We start from the raw sequence: 1,087 nt of genomic DNA on the forward strand, positions 1-1,087 counted from the left end.
CATCGTACTTCATATAGGACCATTTCCCGACTGCACGCTGCACCGCATCCTGTGTAAGCACCGTTTGATCGTTGCCATTGTAGACGATATACTCCCAGCCCTTGCCCGGAATTTTCTTTTCGATCAGGCGTCTCCTTCCGTCATATCGGTATGCATACACCAGCTCGTTAAAAAGCGTGCTGTTATCGGTGACCGTAGGAGCCGTGTACCCGGGAGGGATCACATAGCGTAGATCACCGAAGTCGTCGTAAACATAGTAGGTGCTCAGTGAATCGCTCTCACTCTTCCATATACGCTTGAGTACCACCCGGTCTTCAAAGTCTTTATATTCTTCAACCGTCCCCTCCTTTGTCGGCTTATCGGGATCGGTACTGCTGTTTACCCAGTTCTCATCCTTGATGACTGTTTTGTACAACCTGCCCGGTAGGTAATAATTGTCTACCGTACCGGTCTGTGCTTTTGCACCGCCCCCAGTTTCATTGACTTTCCATAGAAGAACACTCTCCCCAGTATTTGTTCCGTAATCCGATACCACCGTTCGTCCTGTGGTGGTGCGGTCAGCTGCAGGTTGCCAGGTCTGGCCCGGTGCCCCCTGCTCCAGTACGCGGTTCAGTGGACTCTTCTCGAAGACCGTCTCGGCATAGGGCTTCGGCGTACGAACGACACCTGCTATATCGGCGCCTGTCGTCCTTGTGTAGAAGGTCTCTACATTCCCGCTCCCACCTGCCTTATAGGAGCCATTGCCATCGGCATGCACATAGGGCAGGTACTTTTTGTTCTCACGGCCGAATCCATCGTATTCGATATGCTGTACGATATCTTTCTTGCTGTTCGGGCTCGCCTGCCACTGTACACCCTGCATGGGCCTGCCCAGACCATCGAAGTACTGGATGTTCCGGTTCACCGAATCAACGGGTTTGCCGGACGTTGCCTCGACACTCTTGTAGGCTCGCCTCGGTACGGTCTCCAGGATATAGTTCTGGTCGCTGCTGCCGAAATTGGCACCTCCAGAAGAACCGCCCACTGAAAAAGTGAGGATCGAAGTGGCTGTCCCGCTGGTATTTCGCGCAGTCACCGTATAGCTCTG

The 1,087-nt window shown here is 53.2% G+C and carries 1 protein-coding gene; it reads right to left on the minus strand.

Features of this window, described 5'->3' with window-relative positions:
* A partial coding sequence (locus FAZ19_RS23725) for a DUF6443 domain-containing protein (RefSeq protein WP_229707699.1) occupies positions 1-904 on the minus strand: 904 nt, incomplete at its 3' end.
* Positions 905-1,087 lie beyond the last annotated feature (183 nt).

Origin of the sequence: Sphingobacterium alkalisoli (assembly GCF_005049105.1) — a bacterium.
Classification (GTDB): domain Bacteria; phylum Bacteroidota; class Bacteroidia; order Sphingobacteriales; family Sphingobacteriaceae; genus Sphingobacterium; species Sphingobacterium alkalisoli.